The 7059-nt window shown below is 70.3% G+C and carries 7 protein-coding genes; 1 reads left to right on the forward strand and 6 read right to left on the reverse strand.

Features of this window, described 5'->3' with window-relative positions:
* Positions 1-344 precede the first annotated feature (344 nt).
* The 4 genes from ACIF6F_RS17180 to ACIF6F_RS17195 all read right to left on the reverse strand — a co-directional run bounded on the left by ACIF6F_RS17180 (position 345) and on the right by ACIF6F_RS17195 (position 3813).
* Positions 345-1139 carry a BTAD domain-containing putative transcriptional regulator gene (locus tag ACIF6F_RS17180; RefSeq protein WP_399947233.1) on the reverse strand — a complete coding sequence of 265 codons (795 nt, stop codon included), beginning with the start codon at positions 1137-1139 and terminating at the stop codon, positions 345-347.
* Between the two features lie 213 nt (positions 1140-1352).
* Entirely contained in the window at positions 1353-2117 is a 765-nt protein-coding gene (locus tag ACIF6F_RS17185) for a ScbR family autoregulator-binding transcription factor (protein ID WP_399947235.1), read from the reverse strand.
* A gap of 163 nt (positions 2118-2280) precedes the next feature.
* The gene (locus tag ACIF6F_RS17190) at positions 2281-3048 is read right to left on the reverse strand and encodes a glucose 1-dehydrogenase (protein ID WP_399947236.1); all 768 of its coding nucleotides are present in this window, start codon (positions 3046-3048) and stop codon (positions 2281-2283) included.
* A gap of 51 nt (positions 3049-3099) precedes the next feature.
* The gene (locus ACIF6F_RS17195; RefSeq protein WP_399947238.1) at positions 3100-3813 is read right to left on the reverse strand and encodes an HAD family hydrolase; all 714 of its coding nucleotides are present in this window, start codon (positions 3811-3813) and stop codon (positions 3100-3102) included.
* A gap of 388 nt (positions 3814-4201) precedes the next feature.
* On the opposite strand from ACIF6F_RS17195, the gene ACIF6F_RS17200 reads away from it, so the two are divergent.
* Positions 4202-5191: a ScbA/BarX family gamma-butyrolactone biosynthesis protein gene (locus tag ACIF6F_RS17200; protein WP_399947240.1), complete on the forward strand. Its 990-nt coding sequence runs from the start codon at positions 4202-4204 to the stop codon at positions 5189-5191.
* 221 nt (positions 5192-5412) lie between these two features.
* On the opposite strand, the gene fbaA is transcribed toward ACIF6F_RS17200, so the two are convergent.
* Both fbaA and ACIF6F_RS17210 read right to left on the reverse strand, forming a co-directional pair.
* On the reverse strand, positions 5413-6435 hold the full coding sequence (fbaA, locus tag ACIF6F_RS17205; RefSeq protein WP_399947242.1) for a class II fructose-bisphosphate aldolase: 1023 nt from the start codon (positions 6433-6435) through the stop codon (positions 5413-5415).
* Positions 6436-6669: 234 nt separating this feature from the next.
* Positions 6670-7059 (reverse strand): transposase (locus ACIF6F_RS17210; protein ID WP_399947244.1); only part of this gene is annotated, 390 nt, incomplete at its 5' end.

The following is a 7059-nucleotide window of genomic DNA, read 5'->3' on the forward strand; positions in this document are numbered from 1 at the left end:
GACGGATCAGGGAGGCTCGTGGCGAGCCGGTGGCGGGTCCTGTCGATCGTGTCGGCTGGCCCAGGGGCCGCCCAACGCAGTGATCCGCTTTCCGTCAAGTGCCGTCACAGTGCGTCAGGTCCTGTGGGGCGGGGTTCCAGTGCCCTATTGGGCCTCTGACGTGGGGAGTTGGCGTTCGGGGTGGTGTTCTCGGGAGTCGGGCGGGGGGTCGGTTCCGGCCGCGGTTGCCGGTCGGGGGAAGACCGTTTCCCGGCCTGGCGGCCGGGGTCGGTGGTCCACGGGATCACCGTTGACCACCGCCCCCGGCCGCCAGGCCGGGCACGGCCCACATCAGGCCACAGCCCTCAGGCCACCTGCCCCGCCGCCGGCTGCGTCCCCAGCAGCAGCGCCCGCCGGACCGCGCGGGCCGCCGCCGCGCCGTTGCGGCCCACGTCCGCGCGCAGCGCGTCGGCCAGCGAGCGGTAGGTCTCCAGCGACTCCGCCCGCCGCCCGGAGCGCCGCAGGGCCGACAGGTACGGGGCGCTGCCCGCTTCGCGGCCCTGGTACGAGGCGATCAGTCCGGAGAGTTCGGTGCGCAGTTCCTGGTGGCGACCCAGGGCCAGTTCGGCCTCCACCCACTGCTCCAGTACGGACAGCCGGGTGGCCTCCAGCTGTGCGATGCGCTCGCCGAGCCGGGCTCCGGCGGTGACGCCGTCGAAGGCGGGCCCCTTCCAGAGGAGCAGCGCGCCGCGCAGCCGGCGGGCCGCGGTCTCGTAGTCGCCGCGGGCCATGGCCCGGTAGCCGGCGCCGGCCTCGCGTTCGAACTCGTGCAGGTCGGATCGGCCCCAGCCGGTGTCGAGCAGGTAGCCGCCCGGCAGCGAGACCAGCACGGTCTCGGGGGTGCGGGCCCCGGCGCCCTCCGCGCGGCCGAGGGCCGCGCCGAGCTGGTCGCGCAACTGACGTACGCAGCTGTGCAGTACGGCGCGCGTGTGCTCCGGCGGCGCGTGCGCCTCCAGTTCCTCGGCGAGCACCGCGACCGGGACCACCTGGTCGGTGTGGGCCGCGAGCACCGCGAGCACCTGCCGCGACTGCGGCGTGGCGGGCGTGATGGGCACACCGTTCTCGAGGACCTCAAGCCCTCCGAGCACGTCAATGTCCACAGATCTCTCCCAGGGCACGGCGAGGCCCCGGTCGACGGCGAGCCTCACTCATGAAAAAATAATACCCGGAAGTTTTTTTCAGGGCCACAGGGATGCGCTTAGGGGGATGCGATCCCCGTCACGGCGGCCCTCGGCGACCACCAGGGCCCCTCACACAAAGCGGCGGCCCGGCACGAGGCCGGGCCGCCGGAAGGGGCGAGGAGAGGGGGAACGTCAGGCGGCAGGAGCGCCGGGGGCGGCGTCGGTGCGACACGAGGGGCAGTCCCCCTCGGCGTCGGCCGCCGCCTCCTCCGCGGGAGCGATGTCGGCGGCCGCGCCCAGGTCCGGGGCGAGCGCGCCCAGGGCCCGCCCACCGCGCCCGGGCAGGGTGTCGAGCAGCACGGCCACGGCCGGGATCACCAGGCTGGGCATCAGCAGCGTGTAGAGGGTGGAGACCTGTTCGTCCAGGTCGGAGCCCTGGAGCGTCTGCGACATCAGGTTGATGCCGGCGTACGCGCCGACCACCAGCCGGGCCGTCGCGACCGGGTCCACGTGCGGGAGCAGCTCACCGCGCTCCTTGGCCTCGGCGAGGATCCCGGAGTTGAGGTCGATCCAGCCGTGGAACGGACCCGAGCGGGCCAGGCTGCGCCCCGTCTGGTCGAGGGTCAGCCGCGCGCTGCCGCGCATGAGGATGTCGTGCTTGAGCCGGTACGAGAAGATCATCCCGACGTCGACGAACTCCTGCGCCTTGAAGTCCTGCGGCGTGTGCGTGGGCTCCACGTGCACCTGCGCGTCGATGACCGCCTGCGCGAGGTCTTCCTTGGAGTCGAAGTGGAAGTACAGCGCCCCCTTGGTCACCTGGGCGATCTTGACGATGTCGGTGAGCTTCGCGGCGTCGTAGCCCCGCTCCTCGAACACCGTGGCGGCCGCCTCCAGGATCGCCTGGCGCGTGCGCACCGCCCGGTCCTGCTTGACCATGGGTCGTTCCATCCTGCTCATCTGCTGTTCTTCCCTCTCCTGCCCCCCATCTTTCAAAGCGCCGCACAACCCCCCTGCAGCGAACGGTGAGCGCGTTCCGTCCTGTCGTGTTCCGGTGTTCCCAGTCTGTTTTCCGGCACCTGCGGCAATACATGCCCGCGGGTACGTTCCTCAGGAACCAGCTTCACACCATCGTGAAGCCGCCGTCCACCGGCATGGTCACACCGGTGACGAAAGACGACCGGTCGCTGCACAGCCATGCGGCCGCCTCGGCTATCTCGCGCGGCTCGGCCGTACGCGGCTGCGGCGTGGCGGCGTGGAGCTGCTCCTCGATGCCCGGAACGGCTGCGAACCACTGCTCCACGACCTCGGTCCGCGTGGTACCCGGCGCCACCGCGTTGACTCGAATTCCCTGTGCGGCGTACTCCGCGGCGGCGGCCCGCGTCAGGCCGATCACCGCGTGCTTGGCGGCCACGTACGGCGCGGCGACCGGGGTCGCGACCACACCGCCGACGCTGCTGGTGTTCACGATGGCGCCGCCGCCGGTCTCCAGCATCGCGGCGATCTCGTCGCGCAGGCAGTTCCAGATGCCGCGGACGTTGACGTCCATGATCTCGTCGTAGAGCTGGTCGCCCATCTTGTGCAGCGGGCTGCGCCCCACGCCCCAGCCCGCGTTGTTGAACGCCGCGTCCAGCCGGCCGAAGGCCGAGACCGCCTGCTGGACCGCCTCGGCGGTGTCGTCGGGCCTGGTCACGTCCGTCACGGCGTACGTCGCCTCCGCACCCCCCGCCCGCAGCTCGTCGACGATCTCCTTGAGCCGGTCCTCGCGGCGGGCGGCCAGCACGACCTTCGCGCCCTCGCGCGCGAAGACCCGGGCCGCGGCGGCTCCGATGCCGCTGCTCGCTCCGGTGATCAGTGCGACCTTGCCTGCCAGCAGTCGGTTCTCGGACATGGATGGCCCCCTTGGTGGCGAATATTGATTGTTACTGCGTGGTCCTGGAAATCAAGCGGCCCAAGCGTGCCCGCCGGCGGCCTCTCCGTCCAAAGTGCGCAGCAGCGGCTCGTCGATCTCCGCGAGGGAACCGACGACGTGGCGGACCCCGGCCTCGCGCATCAACTGCCGCTGGAAGCCGTACTCGAAGGTGCTCGGGTGGCCGATGAAGGCGGCACCCAGGTCGCGGGCCGCGTCGGAGACGCGGGCGACGTCGTCGATGAAGACCGTCCGGGAGGGCTCCAGTCCGAAGAACCCGGTCGCGATCTCGCGGACCCCGGGGCGGAAGTCGTTGGTGCAGACGTACTGGGGGCCGTCGAAGAGGTGCGCGTAGTGGCCGAGGTGGCGGTCGAAGTGCTCCTTGGACAGGCCGCCGTAGCAGACCGTGTGCAGCCCCAGCGCCCGTAGCCGGTGCAGCAGTTGCTCGGCACCCTCCAGCACCCGCAGCGGGTTGCGCTCCAGGTACGCCGCGCGCTCCTCGAAGTAGACCTCCAGCACCCGCTGCGGCGTCCAGTCCAGGCCGGCGGCCGCGGCGGCGGCGCGGGCGGCGATGTGCCGGGGCTGCGAGAAGATCTCGCGCTCGACGGCGGCGTCGTAGTGGCCGCCGCGGCTGGTGACGAAGTGGTGGATCACCGGGCTGAAGGTGTCGCTCAGGAGAACGCCGTCGATGTTGACGGCGGCGAGACGCAGGTGCCGCAGCGGACGGATGTGCTGCACGGAGTGCACGGAGTTCTCCAATCGGCGGAGCCGGTATCGCGTGGGGTTCAAGAAGGTTTCCGGGCGGCCACCGTCATGTGCATGCAGAGGGTCCCCCCGAAAAAAACCTGACAGCAGGGATGTTGCCAGGCCTCAAAAGATACCCGATTACGTTCCACGGGGCACCCATGGACCGGACTTTTCGATCATCCCGGAACGATCAATTCCTCCCGGCTGACCAGCCACTTTTCCCGCCTGACCAGCGAAAACGCTAGTTTTGAGGGGTGTGAATCATGTCACTCGGGGCCCCAGCGAGGGATGATCATCAGGTAATCCTGGGCCTGTCAAAGAAACCCGGAAGTACGTACTTTGCCTTCGGCGGGCTCAAGTGACTTTCGGCCAGACCTCAAGGGACCTCATGATCACGACCCTGGAACCGACCGACCGCGCGACCACGTCCACCCCCGTGCGCTGCGAGTGTCCGTCGCACCTCGACGGGCTCACGACCACGGTCCCGCGACAGCTCGTCCACCGGGCGGCCGTCGCCGAGGTCTTCCTGACCGGCTGGTGCCGGCTCTCCGAGGACCGTTTCCACGTGCGGGCCCAGTGGCCCCGCGGGCACAGCTTCTTCACCCCGATAGCCGGCAGCCACTACGACCCGATGCTCGTCGCCGAAACGGTCCGTCAGGTCGGCGCCCTCCTCGCGCACGCGGCCTTCGACGTCCCGCAGGGCTACCAGTTCCTGATGTGGGGCCTGGACTACACGGCCGTCGCCGACGGCCTGGTGATCGGAGGGGCGCCGGCCTCCCTGGACCTGGAGGTCACCTGCCCCGACGTCCGCCGCCGCGGCAAGCACCTCACCGGCCTGCGGTACGAGGTCGTGGTGCGCCAGTCCGGCCGGGTCATCGCCACCGGCGGCGCCGGCTACACCTGCACCTCGCCCGCCGTCTACCGGAGGCTGCGCGCCGAGCAGCTGGCGCAGCAGCCCGTCCCCGCCCTGCCCGCCGCCCCCGTCGCTCCCCCGCTGGTCGGCCGGCTGTCGCCGTTCGACGTGGTGCTCTCCCCCACCGGCCGCCCGGACGCCTGGCAGCTTCGCTACGACACCCGGCACCCGGTGCTCTTCGACCACCCCGGCGACCACCTGCCGGGCATGGTGCTGCTGGAGGCGGCCCGGCAGGCCGCGGTGGCGCTCTCGCCCGAGCGCGGGGTGCTGCCGGTCGCGGTCGACAGTTCGTACCACCGGTACGCCGAATTCGGCAGCCCGGTCCTGCTCGGCGCCGAGCGGCTCGGCCAGAAGCGCGACGGCAGCCGCCTGGTCCGCGTCACGGGCACCCAGGACGGCGAGACGGTCTTCACGGCCGTCGTCACCACGGCCCGCCCGGCCGTCCCCCTCGCCCTCTGGTCCTGACCGCGCGCACCACCCGCACCACACCCCCGGGCACGGATCCCCTGTCCCTGCCGGGGGACCTCGCGCGTCCGGGCCCCGACACGCCGGGCACCGCACGCATCGGACGATGCCGAACGCCGGAAGGGGCCTCCCCACCCGCATACGCGGGCGGGGAGGCCCCTTCCTCCACAGCCTGGGGACAACCGCCGCCCGGACGACCGCCCGGCCGGCACCCCGGGCGGCTACTTCAGCTTGGTGCCCGTGGAACGCAGGTTCGCGCAGGCCTCGGTGACGCGCTTGGCCATGCTCGCCTCGGCCAGCTTGCCCCAGGTCCGCGGGTCGTAGGTGGACTTCTTGCCGACCTCGCCGTCGACCTTCAGGACGCCGTCGTAGTTGCGGAACATGTGGTCCGCGACCGGGCGGGTGAAGGCGTACTGGGTGTCGGTGTCGAGGTTCATCTTCACGACGCCGTTCTCCAGCGCGGTGGCGATCTCCTGCTCGGTGGAGCCGGAGCCGCCGTGGAAGACGAAGTCGAACGGGCTGGTCTTGCCGTACTTCTCGCCCACGCCCTGCTGCAGGTCCTTCAGCAGCTCGGGACGCAGCACCACGTTGCCCGGCTTGTAGACGCCGTGCACGTTGCCGAACGAGGCGGCCAGCAGGTAGCGGCCCTTCTCGCCCAGGCCCAGGGCCTCGGCCGTGCGGATCGCGTCCTCGACCGTGGTGTACAGCTCGTCGTTGATCTCGTGGCTGACGCCGTCCTCCTCGCCGCCGGTCGGGGTGATCTCGACCTCAAGGATGATCTTCGCGGCGGCGGCCTTGGCGAGCAGCTCCTGGCCGATGGCCAGGTTGTCGGCCAGGGTCTCGGCGGAGCCGTCCCACATGTGCGACTGGAAGAGCGGGTTGCGGCCGGCCTTCACGCGCTCGGCGGAGATGTCGAGCAGCGGGCGGACGTAGCCGTCCAGCTTGTCCTTCGGGCAGTGGTCGGTGTGCAGGGCGACCGTGATGTCGTACTTCGCGGCGACGACGTGCGCGAACTCGGCCAGGGCGACCGCGCCGGTCACCATGTCCTTGTTGTACTGGCCGCCCAGGAACTCCGCACCGCCGGTGGAGATCTGGATGATGCCGTCGCTCTCGGCCTCCGCGAACCCACGCAGGGCCGCGTGCAGGGTCTGGGTCGAGGTCACGTTGATGGCCGGGTAGGCGAACTTGCCTGCCTTCGCCCGGTCGAGCATCTCGTTGTAGACCTCGGGGGTTGCGATGGGCATCTGTCCGCTCCTTGTGATGTGCGGGTGGTGTGCTGTTGGCCCTGACCTGGGGGCGACGTCATCGTCGGGGCTATCTTTCCAGACTCTCGGCCCCGGTCCACCCGGCCTATCCGTGCCACAAGCACACAAGGCGGAGCGTTTCACGTGAAACACTCCGCCTTGCCCATATAGCCGCAGGTCAGCCGCGCCGGAGGACGAAAGTCACGACTTGTCGCCCGTCAACGCCCGGTGTTCCTAGTGACCTGGTTTGGAGATCCTGTCGCAGTAGCGGCAGATGCGGTCGAGGATCTGGTCGGCGGTCTTGGTCCACTTGAAGGGCCTGGCCTGGTCGTTCCAGACCTCGATCCAGCCTTCGAGTGAGGCCTTGAGGTCGTCGAGGGAGCAGAACACTCCGCGTTCCAGGCAGCGTCGTTCCAGCTCGGCGAACCACCGCTCGACCTGATTGATCCATGACGAGTAGGTGGGCGTGAAATGCAACTGGAAGCGGGGATGCGCCAGGAGCCACTTGTGCACCACGGGTGCCTTGTGGGCGGAGAGGTTGTCGCAGATGACGTGGACCGCCAGGCCCTTGTCGGTCTGGCGGTCGATCTCGTCGAGGAAGTCGCGGAAGTCCACGGCCCGGTG

The sequence above is a fragment of the Streptomyces sp. NPDC086023 genome (assembly GCF_044540325.1).
Lineage (GTDB): Bacteria > Actinomycetota > Actinomycetes > Streptomycetales > Streptomycetaceae > Streptomyces.

Excerpts from the sequence above, each read along its gene's own strand:
- ACIF6F_RS17185 (WP_399947235.1), bottom strand. The coding sequence starts at position 2,117 with ATGAGCAGGATGGAACGACCCATGGTCAAGCAGGACCGGGCGGTGCGC.
- fbaA (WP_399947242.1), bottom strand. The coding sequence starts at position 6,435 with ATGCCCATCGCAACCCCCGAGGTCTACAACGAGATGCTCGACCGGGCG.
- ACIF6F_RS17200 (WP_399947240.1), top strand. The coding sequence starts at position 4,202 with ATGATCACGACCCTGGAACCGACCGACCGCGCGACCACGTCCACCCCC.
- ACIF6F_RS17190 (WP_399947236.1), bottom strand. The coding sequence starts at position 3,048 with ATGTCCGAGAACCGACTGCTGGCAGGCAAGGTCGCACTGATCACCGGA.